We start from the raw sequence: 23482 nt of genomic DNA on the forward strand, positions 1-23482 counted from the left end.
TTTCGATCCTGTTTGGGATGCGGCGTTACTTGGGCCAGTGTCCGCGCTTGGGGTAGCGCGGCTTCGGCAGCCTCCAGCGACGCAGCTGGATGGCGCGGCTCCAGGCATATGATGCGGAGCGCGAACCCTTGCCGACGGCGGCCTCGCCGTACTTCTCGACAAGCTTCTTGCGCAGCTTGCGCCACATGATGGCCACGTCGATGACGGCGATGAGCAGATACACGTACATGAGCAGCAGGAAGGGATTGGCCAAGGCGGGCCACTTTATGGACAGCAGCATGGTGATCAGCAGGATGACGAAAGTCGCGGGAATGAAGAATTCTCCGAGGTTGAAGCGGGCGTCCACATAGTCGCGGATATACACGCGCCACGGCAGACGCTCGGCCTTGGGCATATGCGCGACGTCGCCGGAGCGCATCGCGTCATACTCGGCGTTTTCCTTTGCCCGTACTCGCGTCTTGGCTTCCTTGGTCGCGGCCTTGCGATCTTTGGGGACCAGCGGGCGCAGATTCTGCCTTTCCGCCTGCCTGCGCTTGGGTGTCGGACGGCCTTTTCCTGTGCCCCGAGGAGGCTCCTGAACGGGCGTTTGCGCCGTCTCTTCGTCGGCGCGTTTGCTAAAGGGGTTCCATGTCATGCTTGCAGGTTACGGTGACGCCTAGACGCTTGCGGGGCACGGAAACCGATGCCAATTACTCTGTTATCATCATGCAAACGACCTGCAATTCACGGGCTTGACGAGGAGTCTTTTCGAAACGCCGGACAAGCCCGGTCCAGCAGCCATCGGCGCTCGAAGACGGACGATAGCCGCAATCGCCATGACAATGATCATGACCGTGCGATAATGGCAATCGCATAACACTCTCCGACTGCCCAGCTGCGCGATGGCAGATCGCAATGAGTGGTTGGAGCAGCAGTGAGCGATGGATTGGCAATTGGACTGGCGATAAGCGGCAAACAGCGGGCTGGCGATTGCCGAGGATGAAAGGAGCATCATGGCGGTTTTGAGTCTCGATGAGGTGCGGGCGCGAGCGGATAAGGACTTTACGCGCGTGATGGACGTGCTGTCGAAGAAGATCGCGCTGAAGTCGGTGTCCGCGGAAGGCATCACCGGCGAGCATATGCGCCGCTCCGCCGAGTTCGTGGCGCAGGAGCTGCGCAAGGTCGGCGTGGAAACCCGCGTGGTGCAATCGAGCAATCCCGATGGCACGGCTGGCGCTTATGAGGTCGTCGGCTCGAAGATCGTGGATGCCGACGCGCCAACCGTCTTGCTGTACGCGCATCACGATGTGCAGCCGGTGCCCGATCCCTCCGCATGGGATACGGAGCCTTTTGCGGCGACTGAGGTTGACGGGCGGCTCTATGGCCGTGGCTCGTGCGACGATGGCGGCGGCATCGCGATCCACTCCGGCGCGCTGGCCATCCTCGGCAGTGATCTCAACGTCAATGTCAAGGTGTTCATCGAGGGCGAGGAGGAGATGGGTTCGCCCAGCTTCATCCCGTTCATCGAGGCGCATCGTGACGAATTCGACTCCGACGTGATCATCGTGGCCGATTCGGGCAACTGGTCGCCTGACATCCCCAGCCTGACGACCAGCCTGCGCGGCAACACGAGCGTGGACGTGACCCTGAGGGTGCTGCGGCATCCGGTGCACTCCGGACAGTACGGCGGGCCTGTGCTCGATGCGAACACGCTTGGGGCGATGCTTGTGGCTTCGATGTACGACGAGCATGGCGAGCTGGTCATACCGGGTCTTGAGGCCGGTGAGCCGATTGGCGGCTTGCAGCGTGATCTTGACGAGGCCAGCTTGCGCGAGGATGCGTCGGTTGTCGATTCCTACGAATTCGCCGGCATCGGATCGCTGGCGTCGCGCATCTGGAGCAAGCCGAGCGTGACGGTTATCGGCTGGGACGCGCAGCCGGTGGACACGTCCTTCAATGTGATCGCCGACGCGACTCGCATCAGGCTCTCCCTGCGCACGGCGCCTGGCCAGCGGCCCGACGAGGCGCAGCGCGCTCTGAGCGATTTCCTGCTCGCCCATGCGCCGCTCGGGGCCGAAGTGCACGTCACGCCTCTTGATGGCGGCATGGGCTGGGCCATGAATCCGGACGTCGAAGCCACCAAGGACGCGATTGAGGCGATGCGGCAGGCGTTTGGCGTTGACCCGATCAACAAGGGCGAAGGCGGCTCGATTCCCTTCATCCCCGAACTGCAGCGGCTCTTCCCCAAGGCGCAGGTGCTGGTCACCGGCCCGGAGGACCCGAAGTCAAACGCGCACAGCCCCAACGAGTCGATCAGCCTCGCCATCCTGCGTAACGGCATTGTCGCCGAGGCCCTGCTGCTGGACAAGCTCGGGCAATGATGGGCGGCGGAGTCATAGGATTCGAGCAGTCCAAGAAAGTTGTGGAATATAATCGACGATTTTATGATTTCGACAATGAATGTGGATTGTAATCGACAATGTTGGCTGGCTTGTAGCAGGCATATGCTGGGTGCAGACAATACGTGACACCCCTAGCGGATGACGCCGGGAGGCTCTATACTGCTGAACTGACACGGGGGCTGTGGCTTGAGCAATAGGCGAAGGCCGTGGCTGAGATGAGGGCGACCTCGACCGATTGAACGTGAGTCCGGACAATGCCGGCGCACGGACGTCTCTCTTCACCCGTGCCTTGCAACCGCACGCCGAAAGCCGGCCGTGCGCGAGAGAAAGGCACATCATGAGTTCAACGCAATCAGCAGCCAAGCCACGGCCGAATCTGCAATGGCGCGTCGTCGATATCGCCGTCGCTTCGGCGATTGGCGTTGCCAGCGCCTTCATCTATTGGGTCGCGGCGCTGCTCTACACGCCGATCGGCGGCCCGCTTGAGGTGCTGCTGCCTGGGCTTTCCGGCCTGATGAACGGACTGTGGCTGTTCGCAGGCCCGCTGGCGGCCGTCATCGTGCGCAAGCCTGGTGCCGCCATCTATGCCGAAGTGGTCGCCGCGGTCCTGGAAGCCCTCGTGGGCAATCAGTGGGGCGGCGCGGAGACCTTCTTCATTGGCCTGGTGCAGGGCATCGGCGCCGAACTCGTGTTCCTGTTCGTCGCGTATCGCGTATGGAACGTGCTCACGCTGACATTGTCAGGAGTCGTCTCGGCGGTCGCCTGCTGGGGATACACCTTCCTGACGCATCTGCAGGGCTTCGACATGACCGGCGCGTACGGGCTGTGGTATCTCGTCGCTACGGTCATCTCCGGTGCGCTCGTCGCCGGGGTGCTGATGTGGTACCTCTATATTGCCATCGCGAAAACCGGCGCGCTCGACCGCTTCTCCTCGGGGCGCGAAGTGCGTGGCACGAATGCCTGAAACCGCACTCGAACCGCACTCGAAACCGCGAGCGATCGCCTGAAAACCGCCGTAAACCCTGATCCTGCCGCCGCTGGATTTTCCCGTAAGGAACATACCGTGCCCGAAGAACGACTCCCGCAACGCGCCTTGGCGCTCGATGTCGTCTCGCCATCCCCATCGGACAGCGCCACGCTGCGCTTCGATCATTGGGGGTACCGGCACTCCTCGCGTCGGCATTTCGCCGTGCGCGGACTCGATATGACCATCGAAGCCGGGCAACGGGTGCTGTTGCTGGGCGCATCGGGCATCGGCAAGTCCACGATTCTCGAAGGCGCGGCCGGGCTGCTCGGCGGCGACGAGGCGGATATGGAGGCCGGTGACGGCTCTGTCGTCGAACCTGATGCCGGTGCCGATGCACAGGACGGCGTGCCGACCTGGGTCGATGCCGAAGGCGGCACGAGCGAAGGGCGCATACTGGTGGACGGCGTGCCCGTCCAGCGTGCGCGAGGGCGCGTCGGCCTGGTATTGCAGGACCCCGATGCGCAGGTGATCTTCGAGCGGCTTGGCGACAACGTCGCCTTCGGCCCGGAGAACATGAACATCGAACGCGACGAGATCTGGCGGCGCGTGGCGCACAGTCTGTCGGCTGTGGGCTTGGGAGGGCTGCAATTGCACCGCCCTACGCTGCACTTGAGCGGCGGGCAGATGCAGCGGCTCTCCTTGGCCGGGGCGTTGGCGATGCAGCCGGGGGTGCTGCTGCTGGACGAGCCTACGGCCAATCTTGATCCGGATGGGGTGCAGCAGATCGTCGGCGCCGTCGGTGATGTACTGGATGCCCAGAGGTGCACGATGATGCTCGTCGAGCATCGCGCAGAACCGTGGATCGACCTGATCGACCGCGTGATCGTGCTCGGTCTGGAAGGCGGCACAGCTAGCGAGGAGTCTCACGGGGAGGATTCCGAGGAACCATCAATCGAACAGTCGCAGGCTTCGAGCGAGAGTCAGGGGAGCGCCCACCCGATCTTCCGCCGGACTGTGATCGTCGCCGATGGCACACCGGACGAGGTGTTCCGCGACGATTCGATCGATTTCGCTGGACTCGGCATCTGGGTGCCGGAGCGCTACCGCCGACCGCAGGATAACATCACGCGAATCCACAGCGTTGACGAGCCCTCATATTCTCCGGAAACGGGGAACGGCGATCCACTGCTGTCCACGCAGGGCCTTGCGATCGGGCGCGGAGGCGCGGCCATCGCAAGCGATATCAACCTGGCATTCCGCCCCGGTCAGATCACTGCGCTGGTCGGCGCGAACGGGGCCGGCAAGTCCACGCTGTCCTTGACCTTGGCGGGGCTGCTTGAGCCTGTTGGCGGACAGGTGGTTGCGTCGCGTTTTCTGCGGGGCGATGCTGACCACGATGCGCCGAAGGACTGGCGTTCGACCGAGCTCGCCTCCCGCATCTCCTACGTGTTCCAGAATCCCGAGCACCAGTTCGCCCGGGGGAGCGTGCTCGACGAGGTCATGCTCGGCCCGCTGCGCACCGGGGCCGACGAAACGAGCGCGAAAACGATCGCCATGCGGCTGCTGGAGCGTTTCGGACTGCGCCAATATGCCGCAGTGAATCCGTACACGCTGTCGGGCGGTGAAAAGCGCCGGCTTACCGTCGCCGCCTCGCTTGCAGCTGCGCCGCGCGTGCTGATTCTCGATGAACCGACCTTCGGGCAGGATCGACGCACCTGGATGCAGATCGTCACGTTGATTCACGGGCTGCGCGGCGATGGCGTCAGCATCATCGTGGTGACGCACGATCGCGAACTGGTGACAGCTCTCGGGGCGCGCATCGTGGAGTTGACGCCGCAGGGCGCATCCGGCGAGTGGCAGCAGGAATCGGATGCGGCCGCGCCCGATAGCCGAGGGCTGCTGGCGGCAGATAGGGCAACGGATGGCTCAGCGAGCGGCGTTTCAGCCAATGCAGCCGCAGCTGTCGCACCGTCGGCCATCACGCCAGTCGATGCCGTGTCCGGAGAAAACGCGTCGGCGGATGCTTCGCCAACGGACCTTGCGACGACGGTCGTCGCGCGAACGGGCGATAAGCCGATAGCTCAGGCAGCACAAGGCGACGCCGCTCGCATCGTCGTCAGCCCGGTGAACGCGCGCGATGAGGAGCCGCGGCCGGCAAGCCGTTCGCCGTTCCTTGCCTCGCTGAATCCCTCATTCCGCCTATTCGGCGGCTTCCTGGCCTTGCTGCCGATGATGATTTCGCTTGACTGGGTGTCGGCCACAACCGCGCTGTGTCTTGAATTGGTGGCGCTGATGGCCATCGGCTTCACGCCCTGGAGGATTGTGCGCTCGACCTGGCCGATTTTCATCGGCGCGCCGGGATCGGCTATGGCCGTGCTGCTCTACGGCAAAAGCGGCGGCGCAGTGTGGTGGCAGTGGGGCATGATCAGCATATCCGACCGCTCCGCCGAACTGGCGGTCGCCACAGGCATCCGTATTCTCGCCGTCGGCATTCCCGCGATTATCGCGGTGCTCGGCATTGACGCGACCGATCTGGCCGACTCCTTCAGCCAGAATCTGCGTTTGTCCGATCGCTTCGTGTACGGCGGCTTGGCCGGCATGAGGCTCTTCTCGGTGCTGCGCGACGACTGGGCCGCGCTCAGCGCCTCGCGTCGCTCGCGCGGGCTGGGAGACGAAAGCAGGATCAAGGCCTTCTTCCCGCAGGCTTTCGCGTTGCTGGTGCTTTCGATTCGACGCTCCACGATGCTCGCCACCGCCATGCAGGCCCGTGGATTCGGCGGCGCCGGGCCGCGCAGCCACGCCCGCACCGCCCCGGTGCATGGCCGCGACTACCTGTTTCTCATCGCTTGCTTCGCTGTGCCGGTTATCGCGCTGAGCGTCGCGGGCGTTGCCGGCACCTTCGCGTTCTTCGGCGGCTGAGCCGTTAAGCGGAGAGCCCAGTGGGCTCTCCGTAGGCGAAGTGAGCAGCCGCCAAGGCTGCGAAGGACGATGCCATCGGCATCGTCGTCTGTAGGCGAAGTGAGACCTCGCCAAGGGGTCGAACGACAATGCCTCAAGTCGTTGTTGCGGGACTCTGTCTCGTTTATGACTCTGGCCGGAGCTAATTGTCGTAAACAAGACAGAGTGACCGCTGTTGATGTCCGACCTGCCAGTCCACTGCCCCTTTTGTGACTGTTTTCGCCGATAAGCGTCACGAATGGGGCATAATGCGATGGATATTGCCCCTTTTGTGACGCTACAGGGCGGGTTTGCGTCACGAATGGGGCATTATGCCTCTGGTCATGCCCCATTCATGACGCTTTCCGCTGACCGGTGCGGGGAACGGCTGATATGGCGTCGTGACGTCGTTGTGTTGGCTGACGCTGCGCTGATTTGCGCTGTGCTGTTCCGCGCTGTGCCGACCCGCGCTGGGACGTGCGCCGCAACGGCGCCAATGCGAATACTTCGTCGCAAGCCTGCGCCACATCGGGGCTGTGGGTGACGATGATGACGCAGCGGCCTTGATCGTGAGCCAGCGAACGGAAGATGTCCATGATGTCGCTCTGCGTGGCCAGATCGAGATTGCCGGTCGGTTCGTCGGCGACGAGAATCTGCGGATCATAGCTGAATGCCCGTGCGATGGCCACGCGCTGCTGCTCGCCGCCGGACAGATGCAGCACCCGCTCGTTGGCATATTCCTCAGGCAGATGCACTTGGGACAGAAGCTCCAAGGCGCGCTGGCGTTTGGGCGTGTCGAAGCGCTTGCCCGAAGCATCCATCGACAGCATGATGTTTTCGGCGGCGCTCAGCGCAGGCAGCAGATTGAAGCTCTGGAAGATCACGCCGATGTCGTGGCTGCGATACCGATAGCGATCGAGCTTCGCCAAGTCCTGGCCATGGTACAGCACTTGGCCCTGCGTGGGGTTGGCGAGACCCGAGATAAGCGACAGCATGGTAGTCTTGCCGGCGCCCGAGGGGCCGGTGATCGCATAGGCCTTGCCGGAGACGAAACGGTGGCTGATGTGCTCGAGTACGTGCTTGCCGCCTTTGGAATAGGCGTAGCTCACGTCATTGAGTTCGAGTACGGGTTCTTTCAGAACGTCGGCGTTGCGGGGCGCGGCGGCCTCGCCTTGTTCGACGTCCGGGGTGATGTCATTCGTGGTCATGATGCTCCTTGCGGTAATAAAAGTGTGGGAAATACTCGTGCTAACAAATGCTCGAAAATCAGCGGAATAATATGGAGAAATACGCGGCGGCCAGGGATGTCGGGATATCGAGGAATCGGCGGCATCGGCGGCTACGACCGGTCGGCCAGTATCTGCAACGGTTCGTAGCGCATGATGACCACGACTGCGGCCAGCGACGAGATCACGGTCAGCGCCAGGCCGATCAGTACCAATTCGCCGACGACGGACACATTGACCGTGGAGTTGATCGAGGAGACGTAATCAGTGGCCTTGCCGAACGCCGAGGCGCGCCGCTCATAGCGTCCTGTTGTCGAAGGACCCTGTGCATTCGAGGCCCCGCCTGGCTGCGAACCGGTCTGGCCTTGGCTGCCGGACGGCATGCCGCCGCCCTGCATGCCGCGCCCGAACTGCGCCAACTGAGTAGCCTGCTGGCTTTGCTGCGCGGCCACTTGGCTTGCCAGCAGATGGTTGGAAACCGGCACCGAGGCGGCCGCTCCCGCCGCAGCGCCAAGCGCCAGACCGGCCATGGTCACGATAAGCAGCTCGAACACGAACTGCGCGGCCACTTTGGCTTTGCGCACGCCGATGGCGGTGAGCACGCCCACTTCGTACTTGCGCTCGCGGATGTTGAACACATTGAGCGCGACGAGCACTGCGCCGCCGACGCCAAGCACGATGAGCAGCAGGGTCAGCGCGAATTTCGCGAGGTTGTCGAGCGGCACCAGGCTGGCTTCGTATTCCTCGACGTCAGGAGACGAGACCGTGTAATCGCTGGACAGCCCTGCCGCCTTCACATCCTTGGCGAAGGCCGCGTAGCCGGCTTTGTCGGATACGACATAGGTGAAGTTCAGCTGCATTTCCGGGGATTCGCCAGTGCTTGCGCTGCTGAGGCTCAGGGAATCAAGCGTGGCCATTGATGTGTAGATGGCGTTGTCGGGGTCGGCGGCGTTGCCCATGCCTCCAGAGGTGCCGCCCGCAGCGCTCGTGTTCGTGTAGATGCCTGCCACGGTCAGCTTGTATGTCTTCGTCGAATCCGTCGCATTCGCCACGGTTATGGTGTCGCCGACTGCGATGCCATTGAATTGCGCGAGCGCCTTCGAGATGATAATCTGGCCGGCGGAGACTTTGTCGTAGCCGAAGACCTTGCCCGAACTCATGGTGAACTTGCCGTTCGTCGCATGGTCAACGGCGGTGTCGGAGGAGAACCCGGTGAGCTTGAAATCGCCGGACTGCATGCCTCTGCCGCCCATCGCCTCGCGTGCTCCGTATCCTTGCGAGTCTTGCGATGATCCGGAGGAGCCTTGTGAGTCGGATTGGCCCGATGCGCTGGAATCAGTACCGGCACTGGTATCAGAGCTGGAAACCGGTTGGAACCCAGTGGTGGCCGAGAGCCCTGCCGACTGCGAGTAATAGGTGGCTTTCACTGCCGAAGAGGCTTTCGCATACTTCTGATAATCGGCCAGACTCAGCTGCTTGCCTGCCAGGCTTTTACGCAGCGCCTGAAAATCAGGCTGCCCGCCGTTCGCGCCTTGCTTCTGGGCGGCAGCCAGCAGCGTGTTGCGATCCAGCGAGATCTGCGCGGTGACTGTTGTATCAGCCAGTCCTGTCGTCCGCGCATTCTGCGCGGACTGCCGGATCGAAAGTCCTATGGTGGCAGCGGCGGCGATCAGAGCGACGATGACCAGCACGAGCAGATTGCGCCCTTTGTTGCGGATCACGTTTTTCCATGCGTTGGTAATCACGAACATATGTACCCTTTGGTTGTTGAGTTACGCGGCCGCGGTGGATACGGCAGCCGGCACGATTCATACAAGACCGGATTGTTGGCAAAACGCTTCGCTTTTTCTGGAACGTCTCGGCGGCAGTTCTGTGAAGACGCTGTGAAGCTCTGAGAGAACGCTGTGAGCATGCAGGACAGTTTGCTGCCCGGAACCCATGACGGCTCTGCGCCGATAGGCTGTAGCGCTCGTCGCGTAAACTGAGCAGCATGCCGATGAATCCCGAACTGCTCGCCAATCCCAAGGCCGAGCGCATCCGTCGCGTCGCCGAGCTGGCGAACGCCAAGGCTCGCAGGCGCACAGGGCATTTCCTTGTGGAGGGGCCGCAGTCCGTGCGTGAAGCCGTTGCCTGCTGTCCCGACTCAGTGCGTGACCTGTACGTTCAGGCTAATGATGCGGCCGATGCCGGCAATGGCCGCACTGCGGGGCAAGACGACAGTGCGCATACGGCTGCGTCGGTGCGCTCGCGCATCGTGGAAACGGCATTGGAAGCGGGAATCTATGTGCATGAAGCAATGCCGGAAGTCATGTCGCGCATCAGCTCCAACACACAAGGCATCGCAGCCGTAGTCGAGACCGAAAGGCTGCTTGCGAATGGCGGATCCGTCTCCTGGCCGGACGGAGCCGACGACACTCGGGACGCTGGCGATGCGGGCTCCACCATGATCGCCGCGTTCTGGCAAGTGCGGGACCCAGGCAACGCGGGAACCGTGATCCGCTCCGCCGACGCCGCCGGATGCGCCGCGGTGGTGTTCGTGGACGACTGCGTGGACGTCTTCAATCCCAAAGTCGTGCGCTCCACCGCTGGATCCCTGTTCCATGTGCCGGTGCTGAGCATGGAAACCGAAGAGTTCTTCGCATGGATGTCGGGTCATGGTTGCCCGGTGATCGCCGCTGACATCTACGGCACGGCTGAAAACCGACCGCAGAGCCTGCCCCGCCTCCTGCGCGACGGCTCGCTCGGCATCGCAGCCAAGGCGGTGCTCTTCGGCAATGAGGCGCGAGGGCTGCCCGAGGAGATACTTGCTCAGGCGCAGCGCATCGTTTCGATACCGATCTATGGAAAGGCGGAATCATTGAACTTGGCGACCAGTGCTGCGGTGATGCTCTTCAGCATGGCTATGTCGAGTCATATTGGGACAATGTGAAGTCGGAAAAACGCTTCATAACACGCGTAACACGCGTTTTGCTGCGCTTTTTGATGCGCGTCGCGTCCTGTGTCTGCAGGAAAACAGCGTTGGTCAGAAAACAGAAAGGGTACTCGTGGCAGAAAGTATGGCATTCGACGCCCAGGCGGTGAGCGATGCAGTCGCCGAAGGCATCGAGAAAATCGATAAAGCCTCAACGTTGGACGAATTGAAGACGATCAAGACGCAATTCGTCGGATCGGGGTCGGTGATGACCCAGGCGAGCAAGTCCATCGGCTCACTGCCTGCGGATCAGAAAAAGGATGCTGGCAAGCTCATGGGCAAGCTGCGCGCCGATTTCGGTCGTGCCTTCGGGGCGAAGCAGGAGCAGGTGCGCGCCGATGAAGAGGCCCGCGAGCTGGCCGCGCAGCGAGTGGATATGACGCTGCCGATGAACCGCAAGCCCTTGGGGGCGCGCCACCCCATCGCCAAAGTCATGGAGGATATCGAGGATCTGTTCGTCTCGATGGGCTGGCAGGTTTCGCAAGGCCCCGAGGTGGAAACGGAATGGTACAACTTCGACGCCTTGAACTTCGGCCCTGACCATCCGGCGCGCCAGATGCAGGACACGTTCTATGTCAAGGGCAACCAAAGCAAGGACGCCGCCGGCTTCGTAGGCTCCAACATGGTGATGCGCACGCAGACCTCGTCCGACCAGGTGCGGGCGCTTATCTCGCGCGGCGTGCCGCTCTACATCGTCTCCCCGGGCAGGGTGTTCCGCACGGACGAGCTCGACGCGACGCACACCCCGGTATTCCACCAGTGCGAGGCGCTGGCGGTCGACAAGCATCTGACGATGGCCGATCTCAAAGGCGTGCTCGACAAGTTCGCCGTCGCCATGTTCGGCCCGGAAGCCAAGAGCCGGCTGCGCCCGAGCTACTTCCCCTTCACCGAGCCGAGCGCCGAGCTCGACCTGTGGTTCCCCGATAAGAAGGGCGGACCGGGATGGATCGAATGGGGAGGCTGCGGCATGGTGAATCCGAACGTCCTGCGCTCCGCCGGCATCGATCCGGACGTGTACACCGGATTCGCCTTCGGCATGGGCATCGAGCGCACGCTGCTGCTGCGCCACGACATCAACGATATGCACGACCTGGTCGAAGGCGACGTGCGATTCAGCAAACAGTTTGTGATGGGGGAGTGAACAGCCCATGCCAATGGTAGATATTGACTGGCTCAAGGAGCATGTCGAAGTTCCGGACGATCTGTCCTACGATCAGCTCGCCAAGGACTTGGTGCGCGTCGGCCTTGAGGAGGAGGAAATCCACGCCTCGCAGGTGACCGGGCCGATCGTCGTCGGCTATGTCGTCGACGCGACGCCGGAGCCGCAGCATAACGGCAAGACCATCAACTGGTGCCATGTGGACGTCGGAGAGGAATACAACGCGACGGACGAGCAGGGCAACAAGGTGCCGCGCGGCATCGTGTGCGGCGCGCCGAATATGGCGGCCGGCGAGAAGGTCGTCGTCACGCTGCCCGGGGCGGTGCTGCCGGGCGACTTCCGCATCGAGCCGCGCAAGACCTACGGGCATGTCTCCGACGGCATGTGCGCCTCGGAGCGCGAGCTGGGCCTGGGAGACGATCACAACGGCATCATCCTGCTGCGCCACTACGGCTTCAGCCCCAAGGAATACGAGGCCCTGAAGCCCGGCGACGACGCGATGCACCTGCTGCATCTCGACCAGCCGCTGCTGGAGATCAACATCACTCCGGATCGCGGCTACGCGTTCTCGTATCGCGGCGTGGCGCGTGAATACCATCATTCCACCGGAGCGGCATACACCGATCCAGTCAAGGAACTCGCCGCCAAGGCACCGGTCACCGCAGGACTCGATCCCCGCTCCGTCACCGATATCGAGGTGAGCCTCGAGGACGACAACCCCATTCATGGCGTCGCCGGCTGCGACCGCTACCATGCGCGTGCCGTCAAAGGCTTCGAACCGCAGTCGCGTACGCCCAACTGGATGCGGCGGCGCCTGATTCGCGCCGGCATGCGTTCGATCTCGCTGGCCGTGGACGTCACGAACTATGTGATGCTCGATCTCGGCCAGCCGATGCACGCCTACGATCTCGACAAGATCGAGGCGCCTATCGTCGTGCGCCGCGCACGCCAGGGCGAGCATCTGGTCACGTTGGACGGCAACGATCACGCGCTCGACCCCGAGGATCTGCTCATCACCGATTCGCCCGACGGCCGGCGCGGCTCGCGCATTCTCGGCTTGGCGGGCGTAATGGGCGGACTGTACGGCGAAGTGACCGCCGAAACGAAGAACGTGCTGTTGGAAGCCGCGCACTTCGATCAGGTATCCATCGCCAGAAGCGCACGGCGGCACAAGATTCCCTCCGAGGCTTCGCGTCGCTTCGAACGCGGCGTCGACTGCAAGCTGCAGCCAGCGGCCTCGCAGCTGGCCTCCGAGCTACTCGAACGCTACGGCAGCGGGGAGGCCTCGCAGCATCCCACCGATGTGAATCGCACCGGGCGCCCCAAGGCGATCGCCTTCAAGGCCAGCGAAGTGGCTCGCGTGGCCGGACTGGACACCGAGACGAACACCATCAGCGATATTCTCACCGACATCGGCTGCAGCATGGCCGGCGGTGGCAACGGCGTGTTCTCGGTCACGCCGCCCACATGGCGGCCGGATATCACCGAGCCGTGCGATCTGGTTGAGGAGGTGGCTCGTCTCGTCGGTTACGATGAGATTCCATCCATCGTCCCGCCAGCGCCGATCGAAGGCCTGGTCGGCCTGGACGCCGATCAGCGGCGCTTCCGGCAGGTCGCCGACGAACTTGCCGAATACGGCTTGGTGGAAACGCTGAGCTACCCCTTCGTAGGCGATGAGGACTTCGGGAACTTCTCGTATGACCCCAGCGAAATCGCGAAGGTCAGCGTCGAGATCGCCAACCCGCTCGCCGCTGATAGGCCATATCTGCGTCGCTCCCTGCTGCCGACTCTGGCGCAGACCGTGCAGCGCAACCTGCGCCGCGGCATCGAGAACATCGCGCTCTACGAGATCGGGCATGTCTACCTATGGGATCCCAATGCTCCGGCGATCCCGGCCTTCGAGGGCGGCAAGCGTCCCACCGACGAGCAGCTCGCCGCGCTGGACGCCGGATTGCCCGATCAGCCGAAGCATGTCGCTGGTCTGCTTACCGGCATGGTCGAGCAGACGAATTGGATGAACGCTGGGCGAGCCGTGGACTGGAGCGACGCAGTCGAGGCCGTGCAGCGCATCGCAAGCCGACTCGGGGCGGATATCTCCCTTGAGCAGCTCGCGGCGCAGGACGCCCCGATTCAGTGGCATCCGGGCCGCGTGGCCACGGTTGCGGCTGCCGGCAAGCCTGTTGGCCTGGTGGGCGAGCTGCATCCGCATGTCGATGAGCAGCTGGGGCTGCCTGAGCACAGCGCCGCCTTCGAACTGGACCTTGACGCGTTGTTCGCGACGCTGGACACCAAGCCGGTGCAGGCCAAGCCGATTTCCGCTTTCCCGCCCGTGCGGCAGGACTTGGCGTTCACGGTGCCGGATACGCTGCCTGCGGCACGCTTGCAGGACGCCATCGAGCAGGCCGTGGGCGACAAGCTGGAAGGCATCACGCTGTTTGATGTGTTCACCGGCGAGCAGCTCGGCGAAGGCATGAAGTCGCTGGCTTTCGCGGTCACCTTCCGCGCGGCGGACAGGACTTTGGACTCCTCCGACAGCGAAGCGCTGCGCAAGGCTATCATCGAGAGCACCACACCGCTGGGTGCGCAGCTGCGCGCCTGACGTAGAAGCCTAGCGTACGGAATCCGAGCGTACGCAAAGAAGGAGCCACGCGCATATGAGCGAATTGGAGCAGGAGCACTCGCAGAACGGCCGCGCTGCCGGGCAGCCGGAATATCGGCAGCCTGAGTATGGGCAGATCGCGCAACCGGAATACGGGGCGCTCCTGAGCCAGTTCCCGCCCAATTACGACCCGTATGCGTACGGGCGTCCTGAGGAAGTCGATTCCGACCAAGCGGCACAACCCGCCCAAACGACCCGGGATGCAGGCCGGTCGGGTATGTCTGCGCCATACGGGAACGGTCAGCAGCCCGGCAATGCCGCTGGCGATTCTGCGGCGCAAGGCGGTGCAGCGGGAAATGGGCGCGGCTCGTATCCATACAACGGGAACGGCGATAACGGAGTCAGGCCCAATGGCTTCGATCCCAACGGCATTGATCCGGATGATCCACAGCGCAATCCATTGTATGGCCGCTGGGATCCCTACGCCATCGTGGCCCTCGTCCTGTCGTTTTTCCTGCCGCTGCTGCCGGCGCTTTTAGGCGCGGCGGCAATGTGGCGCACCAGGACTTTTCATATGAAGGGCTTTGGACTGGGACTCGCAGCCGTGATCATCAACGTGCTCAACATGCTGCTTTCGCTGTGGATGATGAGCCAAGGCATCACCACTGATGAGCTTCTGCAGTGGTCGCAGGGGCAGCTCAACGAGACTTCCGGTCAGCAGGTCATGGCGCTGCTTCCGATTTAATGTGCATCATGCCTTATGCCCCTTGTATGGCTGCTGCTGAAAGGCCGTCACGCAAGGGGCATTGTCTTGCCGCATCCCTTGGGACGCTGCTCCTGATGCGCCTTATGCAGCTTGCCAGCGTCGTCAATTGGGGGCAAGAGCGCTTCGAATGCTGCGTCCGCAACACGACACGAACTGCATAATTATGCAATATACCGCATAACATGTATACTGGCCGATGTCGTTGCAAAGACGTTCGGAAGGTGGCAGACATGTCCAGGTATTCGGTGGCCGTAGCGGGCGCTACGGGCTATGCCGGCGGAGAGGCGGTGCGCATCCTCGCGCAGCACCCTGATTTCGAGGTGGCCTGCGTGACGGGCCATGCCTCGGCCGGCGAGCGCTTCGGCCGTCTTATGCCTCATATTCCGCAGCTTGCCGATCTCGTGATCGAAGAGACCACTCCCGAAGTACTCAACCATTACGACGTGGTCGTGCTCGCGCTGCCGCATGGTGCCTCTGGCCCGTTGGCAGACAGGCTTGACCCTTCGGTTCGCGTCGTCGACCTTGGTGCCGACCATCGTCTTGAGGAGCAAACGGCGTGGGACAGCTTCTACGGCGGCGATTTCCACGAGCATTGGGCGTATGGCATGCCCGAGCTGGTCACGGGAACGCATGATGACGGTTCGTATCGCCGCCAGCGCGAGACGCTTGCCGGAGCTACCCGTATAGCAGGCCCAGGCTGCAATGTGACCGCGGTCACCTTGGCATTGCAGCCGGCCATCGCGCACGGGCTTGTCGATCCCAAGGGCATTGTGGCGGACCTGGCCGTAGGCTATTCGGGCGCAGGTAAAAGCCTGAAGCGCACGGATCTGCTCGCATCCGAGGCCTTCGGCTCCGCGCATGCGTATGGCGTCGGCGGAAGCCATCGGCATATTCCTGAGATCCTGCAGAATTTCGCCCATGCGGCGGGTCTTGAGGCGCGGGATGCCGAACGCTTCGCCATCGGGTTCACCCCGATACTCGTGCCGATGGCCCGCGGTATTCTCGCCTGCGTCTCCGCGCCTTTGAGCGAGAAGGCGCAGGGCATGAATGATGCGGCGATTCATGACGTGTGGAGCGGGCTGTATTGCGACCAGCAGTTCATCACCGTGCTGCCGGATGGGGAGCTGCCGGCCACGCAGAACGTCCTGGGCTCGAATGCCGCGCAGATCCAGGTTGCCGTGGACCATAACGCCAATCGGCTGCTGGCCATCGCCGCGATTGACAATCTCAATCGCGGCACCGCAGGGCAGGCGGTGCAATCTCTCAATATCGCCCTTGGGCTGCCTGAGGACAAAGGACTCAACAAGATAGGAGTGGCGCCATGAGCGTGACGTATGCACAAGGATTCAAGGCGGCGGGCGTGGACGCGGGCATATCCGCGAAGCCGGGCAAGAAGGATCTGGCCTTCGTGGTCAACGAGGGACCGCTCGATGCGGTAGCAGGCGTGTTCACATCGAACCGTTTCTGTGCAGCACCGGTGCGCTGGTCCAGAGCTGCGGTGGCCGATGGCCATGCCAAGGCCGTCGTGCTCAATTCGGGCGGTGCCAATGCATGCACCGGCGAGGCCGGCTACGAGCAGTCGCACGCCACCGCGCGGACGGCTGCTGAGCTGCTCGGCATCGAAGCGGAGGATGTCGCGGTGTGCTCCACCGGGCTGATAGGAGAGCTGCTGCCGTTGGAGCATGTCACCGCCGGCGTTCATGCCGCCTATGACGCGCTGGCAGCGGGTGAGCAGGCTGGCGTCGATGCTTCGCACGCGATTATGACAACCGACACGAAGCCGAAGACCTTCGCCGCGCAAGGCACGGGATACCGGCTCGGCGGCATGGTCAAAGGCTCAGGCATGATCGCGCCGCAGCTGGCGACGATGCTGTGCGTCATCACCACGGATGCCGTCGTCTCCGCAGGCCAGCTGCAGGCGGCGCTGGGCGTCGCTGCCGAGTATTCCTTCAATCGCATCAATGCCGACGGATGCATGTCGACCAACGACACCGTGCTGCTCATGGCTTCGGGGGCTTCGGACGTGGAACCGGACCCGGACGAATTCAACGATCTGGTGGCGCAGGCCTGCGCGAGTCTGGCCCGGCAGATCGTGGGCGACGCCGAGGGCGCGAGCCATGACGTGAAAATCACCGTGGCTGGCGCGCGCAGCGAGGATGAGGCGCTGGTGTGCGCCCGTGCGGTCGCCGCGTCGAACCTGCTCAAATGCGCGATCTATGGCAATGATCCCAACTGGGGCCGGGTGGTCAGCTCATTGGGCGCGATACCCGAGCAGGATGCGGCCTTCAACGCCGACGAGGTCGACGTGTCGATCAACGGCGTGCAGGTATGCGACGGCGGCAAGCCGGGACGCGACCGCTCCGAAGTCGACATGACGCCGCGCGAAATCCTCATCGACATCGATCTGCACGCCGGCGAGCAGCAGGCCACGGTGTGGAGCGACGATCTGACTCATGAGTACGTGAACATCAACGCCGCGTACGAGTAAGCCGACTGGGAACATGCGGGTAGCACAGGGAGCGGGATGGCTGTGAATAAGGCACTGAATACGGTGATGCCCGATACCGCTGTGGTCAAAACAGTTATGTTCAATACGATTATGTTCAATATATGGGAAGGACGCTGATGGCGGCGCAGGAATTACGGGGGCCTGGGTTTCATTTCGATGTGCACACCGATTTGAGGCCCGACCAGAAGGCCGAAGTGCTGATTGAGGCGCTGCCTTGGCTTGAGGAATTCTCCGGGCAGCTCGTCGTGGTCAAATACGGCGGCAACGCCATGGTCGACACGCATCTCAAGGAGTGCTTCGCGCAGGATATGGCCTTCCTGCGGCAGGTAGGCATGCATCCGGTGATCGTGCACGGGGGCGGCCCGCAGATTTCGCAGATGCTCAAGGCGCTGGGCATCCGCTCGGAGTTTCGGGGCGGGCTGCGCGTCACCTCTCCCGAGGCGATGGAAGTGGTGCGCATGGTGCTCACCGGCAAGGTCTCGCGCGAACTCGTCGGGCTGATCAACATCCACGGGCCGCTTGCCGTAGGGCTTTCCGGCGAGGACGGCGGTTTGTTCTCGGCCATGAAGCGCAAGCCGATAATCGACGGCAAGCCGACCGATATCGGGCTGGTCGGCGACGTCGTGAGCGTCGACGCCTCCGCCGTCGAGGATCTGATTGCCGCCGGGCGCATTCCGGTGGTCTCCTCGGTGGCTCCGGACGAGGACAATGCGACCCAGGTGCTCAACGTGAACGCCGATACGGCCGCTGCCGCGCTGGCCTCGGCGCTGGGGGCACGCAAGCTGATCATCCTCACCGACATCGAAGGCATGTACGCGAACTGGCCCGACCGCGAGTCGTTGGTCGGCCAGATCGGCGTCGAGAACCTGCGCGACATCCTCGGCGATCTCGAGTCCGGCATGCGCCCCAAGATGGAGGCGTGCGTGCGGGCGCTGGATGGTGGCGTAAGGCAGGCGCATATCATCGACGGGCGCAAGCCCCATTCCATACTGAACGAAATCTTCACCTCCGCGGGCATCGGCACGATGGTCGTTCCGGAGGACGGCATATTGATGAGGAACGCATATGAGCACTGAATCGCAGCAATCAACCACATCCAACTCCTACGTCGGCGGCACTGCCGACGGCGAAGCTCTCTGCAAGCCCGGAGCGCAAAGCCATGCGCTGCTCGACGAGTACGCGCAGGTGCATATGGGCGTGTTCGGCCCGCCGCTGCGCGTGATGGACCACGGCCAAGGCACGCATATCTGGGACGTCGACGGCAATGAATACCTCGATTTCCTAGCGGGCATCGCCGTCAACGCGCTTGGCTACGCGCACCCGCAGTGGGTGCAGGCCGTCAGCGAGCAGGCCGCCAAGGTGGCGCACACGAGCAACTACTTCGCCACCCGCCCGCAGATCGAGCTTGCCGCCAAGCTCATCGAACTGGCTGGCGCACCCGCTGGCTCGCATGTCTACTTCGGCAATTCCGGCGCCGAAGGCAACGAGGCGGCGCTCAAGCTCGCCAAGCTGTACGGTAGGACGCTGCCGGGCACGGATCCGGAGCAGGGCGGCAGCCCCGCGCGCATTCTGGCAATGACGCAAGGATTCCACGGCCGTACTTTGGGCGCGCTGAGCGCCACATGGAAGCCGTCCATCCGCGAACCCTACAATCCGCTGCTGCCCGACGTGCAATTCGTGCAGGCCGGCGACGAGGCGGCGTTGGAACAGGCCTTCGCGCAAAGCGGTCAGGATGGCAAAGGGCCGGTCGCCGCAGTCATCCTCGAACTCATTCAGGGCGAGGCCGGCGTACGCCCGCTCGGTGCCGAGTACGTCAGCACCGTCAGGCGGCTGTGCGACGCCAATCATGCGCTGATGATCGTCGACGAGGTGCAGACCGGCATCGGGCGCACAGGGGAGTGGTTCGCCTTCCAACGGACCGACCTCTCCGGCGGCGCGATTCCCGATGCCATCACCTTCGCCAAGGGTGTGGCCTCAGGCTTCCCGATGGGCGGCATGATCGCCTTCGGACAGCAGCTCAGCGACCTGCTCGGGCCGGGATCACACGGTTCCACCTTCGCAGGCAACCCGCTCGCCGCAAGCGCGGCGCTCTCCACGCTGAAGGTGATCGAGGACGACGATCTGGTGGCCAATGCCGAGGCACGTGGCCAGCAGCTCAGCGTTGGCATTATGGCGACGGGCAACCCGCTCTTCGAGCAGGTGCGCGGGCGCGGACTGCTTCGTGCCGTGCAGCTGACGCATCCCTGCGCGCACGCGGCGATGAACTGGGCGCTTGAGCATGGCCTGATCGTCAACGCCGTGGCGCCGGACGCGCTGCGCCTCGCCCCGCCGCTCATCGTCAGCGAGAGCGACGTGCGCGAGGCGGTCGCGATACTCGCGGCCATCCCCAGCGATCTGCCCGATGACTGAGATGGCTGAACGCATGAATCGCAACTACTGAATATATGAAGTACTGAACATATCAACAACTGAAGGTATTCATTGCATAGTGCTCGTTGCATGCGGCCGCGCGAAGCGGCCTCATGCAGCAGGCGGTTCGTGATAACCGATGCGACGATGGGCATTGCAATGACAATGACCATGGAAACGACAATGCGCATCGAAACGATGGGTATGATGAACAGCAATGCAGGGAAGCCACAAGGAGGACGCTTATGACCGGCCAACTACGCCACATGCTGCGCGATGACGACATATCGCACGACGAGCAGCGCGAGGTGCTCGAACTTGGAATGCGATTCCGCGAGGACCGCTTCTACCACCGACCCTTCGACGGCCCGCAGGCGGTGGCTGTCCTCTTCGACAAGCCGAGCACGCGCACACGCTCGAGCTTCTCGGTCGGCGTCGCCGAACTCGGCGGGTATCCGCTCGTCATCGACAAGGCGGGCTCGCAGCTCGGGCGCGGCGAGCCGGTCGCCGACACCGCCCGCGTGCTGACACGCATGACCTCGGCCATCGTGTGGCGCACCTTCGGGCAGGAGCGCGTCGAAGAGATGGCCAAATACGCCACCGTGCCGGTCGTCAACGCGCTGACCGACCAGTTCCACCCCTGCCAGGTCCTGGCCGACTTCCTCACGCTGGCGCAGCTGCGCGGCGGGGTCAACGCGCTTGAGGGCATGAGCATCGCGTACCTGGGAGACGCCGCCAACAACATGGCCAATTCCTACCTGCTTGGCGGTGCCACGGCGGGCATGCATGTGCGCATCAGCGGTCCGAACGGCTACCTGCCCGATGCCCAGATCGTGGCCGATGCCGAGCGCATCGCCGCAACCACCGGCGGCTCGATACTCGTGACGACGGATCCGGCCGAAGCCGTGTCGGGCGTCGACTGCGTGTTCACCGACACCTGGGTGTCAATGGGCGAGGAAAGCGAATACGCGATTCGGTCCAAGCCCTTCCGGGCATATCAGGTCAATGACGAGCTTATGGCGCTGGCCAAGCCGAACGCGCTGTTCCAGCATTGCCTGCCGGCATATCGCGGCAAGGAAGTCACCACCTCGGTCATCGACGGGCCGCAGACCGCGGTATGGGACGAGGCGGAGAACCGCCTGCATGCGCAGAAGGCGCTGCTCACCTGGCTTATCGGCAAGCAGCGCGGCGATGAAAGCCTGCTGTCGTGAGCACTGCTGACGCAAGTGACCGTGCTATGCATGCCATGAACAGCGATGAGGCAGACAGCAACGATATGGGCGCTGACGGCGTGCATTATGACGGCGTGAACCGTGATGATGCAAACCATGATGATGATGCGAATCGGGCTGCCTCGAATCATGGCGACGTGGGCGGTGCCGATTCGGACGGCGCTGATTCGAACGGCGCCGACGTGGCCGGATTCATCGACAGTCCGCGCCCTGCGCTCCACCGCCCGGCGACACGCGCGGCGCGGCTGAGCGCCATCGAGCAGGCGCTGCTGACGCATATCATCACCTCGCAATCGCAGCTCTCCTCGGTGCTGGCGGACGAGGGCATCGAGGTGACGCAGGCCACGCTGAGCCGCGATCTCGACGAGATGAACGCGACCAAGGCCCGGCTCCGCGACGGCACGGTTGCATACACGCTCGGCGATGAGCCCGCGGACGATGTCTCCGGGAGCGGCTCCGAACGCATCGAGCAGCAGATATCGCGAGTGCTTTCCGGGCTGGTGGTTTCGGTCGCCGATGCCGGCAGGCTCGTCGTGATTCACACGCCCTCCGGCGCTGCGCAGTATGTGGCGAGCGTGATCGATCGGCAGCCGCTGGACGGGGTGCTCGGCACGATCGCCGGCGATGACACCGTGCTGATGATCTGCGCCAAGGAATCGATGGCTCATGAACGGGCCGCCTGGCTGCTGTCCGTGGCCTCGCGCACAGCGTGAGGATTATTGGCGGCGGAGGCGAAATCCACACGGCACAAGTACGCGGCGAAAGAACAAGGCGAGATCATGCTCCGTGCCGCGCGAAAGGGTCCGATGCATCGGGCGAAGGCAGAAGGAACTGGTGAGTCCGGTACCGCGCAGCTGTCTTATGGGCTGGCAGATAGCATGCTCCGTAGCGGTTCCTGCAGCCGCTGTACTGGTTGATAGCAGCGGCGGATTTCGCGTGGGATGGCATGCGACTCACCGAATTGCATAAATATACAGTATTTCGTATATACTCATGATGACGTTATAGAAAGGGTTGCTATGAGCGACAAGAACAGAATCGTCCTGGCGTACTCCGGCGGGCTGGATACCTCCGTTGCGATCGCCTTCCTCAAGGAGCGCACCGGCAAGGATGTGGTGGCCGTGTCCCTTGATGTCGGGCAAGGCGGCGAAAGCCTGGATACGATCAAGCAGCGTGCGCTCGACTGCGGAGCCGTCGAGGCATATGTGGTGGATGCCCGCGAGGAATTCGCCGAGGAATATTGCATGAAGGCCCTCAAGGCCAACGCCATGTACGAAGGCGTGTATCCGCTGGTTTCGGCCATCTCGCGCCCGCTGATCACCAAGCATCTGGTACGGGCCGCGCACCAGTTCGGCGCGGACACCATCTCGCACGGCTGCACGGGCAAAGGCAACGACCAGGTGCGTTTCGAGGTCTCGATCCAGTCCATCGACCCGACGCTCAAGGCCATCAGCCCGATTCGCGATCTTTCGCTCACCCGTGACGTCGAGATTCGCTTCGCCAAAGAGCACGATCTGCCGATTGTGCAGACCGAGAAAAGCCCGTACTCCATCGACCAGAACGTCTGGGGCAGAGCCATCGAAACTGGATTCCTCGAGGATCCGTGGAACGGGCCGACCAAGGACTGCTACAGCTACACTGATGATCCCGCGTTCCCGCCGGTCGAAGATGAGGTCGTCATCGAATTCAAGCAGGGCATTCCCGTGGCGATCGACGGGCGCAAGGTGACCCCGCTGCAGGCCATCGAGGAGATGAACCGCCGCGCCGGCGCACAGGGCATCGGCCGCATCGACATCATCGAAGACCGACTTGTGGGCATCAAGTCGCGCGAACTCTACGAGGCACCAGGCGCCGTGGCGCTTATCGCCGCGCATGAGGAGCTGGAAAACTGCTGCCTCGAACGCGAACAGCACCGCATCAAGCGCGACATCGACAAGCGCTGGGGCGAGCTGGTCTACGACGCGCAGTGGTTCTCGCCTGCGGTCCACTCGCTCAACGCCTTCATCGAAGACACCCAGCAGTATGTCAGCGGCGAAATCCGCATGGTGCTGCACGGCGGACGTGCCGTGGTGACGGGTCGCCGCTCCGAAACCTCGCTCTACGACTATAATCTGGCCACCTACGATTCGGGCGACAGCTTCGATCAAGGCGCTTCGAACGGCTTCATCGAGATATACGGCTTGCCGAGCAAGGTCGCCGCCGCTCGCGACGTCAAATTCGGCAACGGCATCGTCGTGCCGCAGGACGCGGTCGCCTGAGGCGAGGCTGCTGAATAATGGCTTCAGCCGGGGCACGATTGGTATTTCGCGCTCCAGTTAAAGCGGTA

16 protein-coding genes and 1 pseudogene are annotated in these 23482 nt (G+C 63.1%); 14 read left to right on the top strand and 3 right to left on the bottom strand.

Features of this window, described 5'->3' with window-relative positions; translation table 11 throughout:
* Positions 1-25: 25 nt before the first annotated feature.
* The gene (locus BISU_RS07730; protein WP_024463980.1) at positions 26-634 is read right to left on the bottom strand and encodes a DUF3043 domain-containing protein; all 609 of its coding nucleotides are present in this window, start codon (positions 632-634) and stop codon (positions 26-28) included.
* Between the two features lie 358 nt (positions 635-992).
* On the opposite strand from BISU_RS07730, the gene BISU_RS07735 reads away from it, so the two are divergent.
* The 3 genes from BISU_RS07735 to BISU_RS07745 all read left to right on the top strand — a co-directional run bounded on the left by BISU_RS07735 (position 993) and on the right by BISU_RS07745 (position 6267).
* Positions 993-2360, top strand: coding sequence for a dipeptidase (locus BISU_RS07735; protein ID WP_024463981.1), 1368 nt, complete (start codon positions 993-995; stop codon positions 2358-2360).
* 358 nt (positions 2361-2718) lie between these two features.
* A complete protein-coding gene (locus BISU_RS07740; protein WP_024463982.1) occupies positions 2719-3345 on the top strand; it encodes an ECF transporter S component in 627 nt (208 codons plus the stop codon).
* A 240-nt stretch (positions 3346-3585) separates the two neighbouring features.
* Positions 3586-6267: an ATP-binding cassette domain-containing protein gene (locus BISU_RS07745; RefSeq protein WP_081672770.1), complete on the top strand. Its 2682-nt coding sequence runs from the start codon at positions 3586-3588 to the stop codon at positions 6265-6267.
* 500 nt (positions 6268-6767) lie between these two features.
* Here BISU_RS07745 and BISU_RS07750 read toward each other — a convergent pair.
* Positions 6768-7493, bottom strand: a pseudogene (locus BISU_RS07750) (ABC transporter ATP-binding protein); the annotation flags it as partial.
* A 131-nt stretch (positions 7494-7624) separates the two neighbouring features.
* Positions 7625-9262 carry an ABC transporter permease gene (locus tag BISU_RS07755; protein ID WP_033502473.1) on the bottom strand — a complete coding sequence of 546 codons (1638 nt, stop codon included), beginning with the start codon at positions 9260-9262 and terminating at the stop codon, positions 7625-7627.
* Between the two features lie 239 nt (positions 9263-9501).
* Here BISU_RS07755 and BISU_RS07760 point away from each other — a divergent pair, with 239 nt between their 5' ends.
* The 11 genes from BISU_RS07760 to BISU_RS07810 all read left to right on the top strand — a co-directional run bounded on the left by BISU_RS07760 (position 9502) and on the right by BISU_RS07810 (position 23414).
* Positions 9502-10440: a TrmH family RNA methyltransferase gene (locus BISU_RS07760; protein ID WP_024463986.1), complete on the top strand. Its 939-nt coding sequence runs from the start codon at positions 9502-9504 to the stop codon at positions 10438-10440.
* A 127-nt stretch (positions 10441-10567) separates the two neighbouring features.
* Complete coding sequence (gene pheS / locus BISU_RS07765) at positions 10568-11623, top strand: phenylalanine--tRNA ligase subunit alpha (RefSeq protein ID WP_193039359.1); 1056 nt, start codon at positions 10568-10570, stop codon at positions 11621-11623.
* Between the two features lie 7 nt (positions 11624-11630).
* The gene (pheT, locus tag BISU_RS07770) at positions 11631-14240 is read left to right on the top strand and encodes a phenylalanine--tRNA ligase subunit beta (protein WP_024463988.1); all 2610 of its coding nucleotides are present in this window, start codon (positions 11631-11633) and stop codon (positions 14238-14240) included.
* Between the two features lie 55 nt (positions 14241-14295).
* Complete coding sequence (locus BISU_RS07775) at positions 14296-14985, top strand: hypothetical protein (protein ID WP_024463989.1); 690 nt, start codon at positions 14296-14298, stop codon at positions 14983-14985.
* A 251-nt stretch (positions 14986-15236) separates the two neighbouring features.
* Positions 15237-16331, top strand: coding sequence for an N-acetyl-gamma-glutamyl-phosphate reductase (gene argC / locus BISU_RS07780; protein WP_024463990.1), 1095 nt, complete (start codon positions 15237-15239; stop codon positions 16329-16331).
* The gene (argJ, locus tag BISU_RS07785) at positions 16328-17494 is read left to right on the top strand and encodes a bifunctional glutamate N-acetyltransferase/amino-acid acetyltransferase ArgJ (protein WP_024463991.1); all 1167 of its coding nucleotides are present in this window, start codon (positions 16328-16330) and stop codon (positions 17492-17494) included. The genes argC and argJ overlap by 4 nt, the downstream gene beginning before the upstream one ends.
* A 137-nt stretch (positions 17495-17631) precedes the next feature.
* Positions 17632-18591 (top strand): acetylglutamate kinase, encoded by a 960-nt coding sequence (argB, locus tag BISU_RS07790; protein ID WP_024463992.1) that lies wholly within the window; start codon positions 17632-17634, stop codon positions 18589-18591.
* Positions 18581-19924 carry an acetylornithine transaminase gene (locus BISU_RS07795; RefSeq protein WP_081672761.1) on the top strand — a complete coding sequence of 448 codons (1344 nt, stop codon included), beginning with the start codon at positions 18581-18583 and terminating at the stop codon, positions 19922-19924. The genes argB and BISU_RS07795 overlap by 11 nt, the downstream gene beginning before the upstream one ends.
* A 245-nt stretch (positions 19925-20169) precedes the next feature.
* On the top strand, positions 20170-21135 hold the full coding sequence (gene argF, locus BISU_RS07800) for an ornithine carbamoyltransferase (RefSeq protein ID WP_024463994.1): 966 nt from the start codon (positions 20170-20172) through the stop codon (positions 21133-21135).
* Positions 21136-21350: 215 nt separating this feature from the next.
* Positions 21351-21869 carry an arginine repressor gene (argR, locus tag BISU_RS07805; RefSeq protein ID WP_033502574.1) on the top strand — a complete coding sequence of 173 codons (519 nt, stop codon included), beginning with the start codon at positions 21351-21353 and terminating at the stop codon, positions 21867-21869.
* Positions 21870-22175: 306 nt separating this feature from the next.
* A complete protein-coding gene (locus BISU_RS07810; protein WP_024463996.1) occupies positions 22176-23414 on the top strand; it encodes an argininosuccinate synthase in 1239 nt (412 codons plus the stop codon).
* Positions 23415-23482: the final 68 nt, after the last annotated feature.

The organism is Bifidobacterium subtile (assembly GCF_000741775.1).
Lineage (GTDB): Bacteria > Actinomycetota > Actinomycetes > Actinomycetales > Bifidobacteriaceae > Bifidobacterium > Bifidobacterium subtile.

Excerpts from the sequence above, each read along its gene's own strand:
- BISU_RS07745 (WP_081672770.1), top strand. The coding sequence starts at position 3,586 with ATGACCATCGAAGCCGGGCAACGGGTGCTGTTGCTGGGCGCATCGGGC.
- BISU_RS07810 (WP_024463996.1), top strand. The coding sequence starts at position 22,176 with ATGAGCGACAAGAACAGAATCGTCCTGGCGTACTCCGGCGGGCTGGAT.
- BISU_RS07775 (WP_024463989.1), top strand. The coding sequence starts at position 14,296 with ATGAGCGAATTGGAGCAGGAGCACTCGCAGAACGGCCGCGCTGCCGGG.
- argB (WP_024463992.1), top strand. The coding sequence starts at position 17,632 with ATGGCGGCGCAGGAATTACGGGGGCCTGGGTTTCATTTCGATGTGCAC.
- pheT (WP_024463988.1), top strand. The coding sequence starts at position 11,631 with ATGCCAATGGTAGATATTGACTGGCTCAAGGAGCATGTCGAAGTTCCG.
- BISU_RS07760 (WP_024463986.1), top strand. The coding sequence starts at position 9,502 with ATGCCGATGAATCCCGAACTGCTCGCCAATCCCAAGGCCGAGCGCATC.
- argF (WP_024463994.1), top strand. The coding sequence starts at position 20,170 with ATGACCGGCCAACTACGCCACATGCTGCGCGATGACGACATATCGCAC.
- BISU_RS07740 (WP_024463982.1), top strand. The coding sequence starts at position 2,719 with ATGAGTTCAACGCAATCAGCAGCCAAGCCACGGCCGAATCTGCAATGG.
- argJ (WP_024463991.1), top strand. The coding sequence starts at position 16,328 with ATGAGCGTGACGTATGCACAAGGATTCAAGGCGGCGGGCGTGGACGCG.
- BISU_RS07755 (WP_033502473.1), bottom strand. The coding sequence starts at position 9,262 with ATGTTCGTGATTACCAACGCATGGAAAAACGTGATCCGCAACAAAGGG.
- argC (WP_024463990.1), top strand. The coding sequence starts at position 15,237 with ATGTCCAGGTATTCGGTGGCCGTAGCGGGCGCTACGGGCTATGCCGGC.
- pheS (WP_193039359.1), top strand. The coding sequence starts at position 10,568 with ATGGCATTCGACGCCCAGGCGGTGAGCGATGCAGTCGCCGAAGGCATC.
- BISU_RS07795 (WP_081672761.1), top strand. The coding sequence starts at position 18,581 with ATGAGCACTGAATCGCAGCAATCAACCACATCCAACTCCTACGTCGGC.
- BISU_RS07735 (WP_024463981.1), top strand. The coding sequence starts at position 993 with ATGGCGGTTTTGAGTCTCGATGAGGTGCGGGCGCGAGCGGATAAGGAC.
- BISU_RS07730 (WP_024463980.1), bottom strand. The coding sequence starts at position 634 with ATGACATGGAACCCCTTTAGCAAACGCGCCGACGAAGAGACGGCGCAA.